This window comes from Prevotella sp. HJM029 (assembly GCF_000599605.1).
Lineage (GTDB): Bacteria > Bacteroidota > Bacteroidia > Bacteroidales > Bacteroidaceae > Prevotella.
Genome location: NZ_AZHT01000060.1, coordinates 1 through 650, shown reverse-complemented (window position 1 = coordinate 650; position 650 = coordinate 1). Strand labels below are relative to the sequence as shown.

Sequence of the window (650 nt, the reverse complement as noted above, 5' to 3'; positions counted from 1 at the left end):
AGACTTTACACTCTTCTCCTGTGGTAATGGCGGTGCTCTTTCCGTCTATGGTGATACGGCAGAGAATGGCGGTATTGCCGTCTGCCTTAGTTTTCTGTCTGTTGATATAGAACAGTATCTTGAATGTACTTCTCATTATGATTTTAGTTTTAATATGTCTATTGCTAAATACTCATCTGCATATCCTCCGTGAAAGAACGGAAACGATTAAACTCCTCAAAGAGTTTTTGGGGTGTAACCTTTGCATAACGCTCGGTCATACTTACGTTGCTATGTCCGAGCATCTTGCTCACCGTTTCAATAGGAACTCCTTGCTCAAGCGTAATGAGCGTGGCAAAGGTGTGTCTTGCCGTATGCGTGGTAAAGGGAAAGGCTATACCCTCTCTAAGGCGCAATGCTTTAAGATACGACTGATAGGTGGCATACTTCATCTGTGGCAGCAGTCTTTCCCTTTCTTTGCCTCGATACTTCTCTATTATCCTAATCGCTTCGGGCAACAACTTAATACGGCAAAGTACACCAGTCTTCTTCCTATTGAACTTCATCCAAAGATTTTCCTCATCATCACGGACAAGATGTGTCTTACTTAATCCCATTAAATCACAATAGGCTGCACCTGTATGACAGGCAAAAACAAACAAATCCCTTGC

General features: G+C 42.6%; 1 protein-coding gene and 1 pseudogene. Both read right to left on the bottom strand.

Annotated features, from left to right (window positions below; translation table 11 throughout):
- A pseudogene (locus tag X919_RS16485) lies at positions 1–136 on the bottom strand (site-specific integrase); the annotation flags it as partial.
- Positions 137–164: 28 nt separating this feature from the next.
- Positions 165–650: site-specific integrase (locus X919_RS0104580; RefSeq protein ID WP_028899200.1), on the bottom strand; the 486-nt coding region annotated here is incomplete at its 5' end.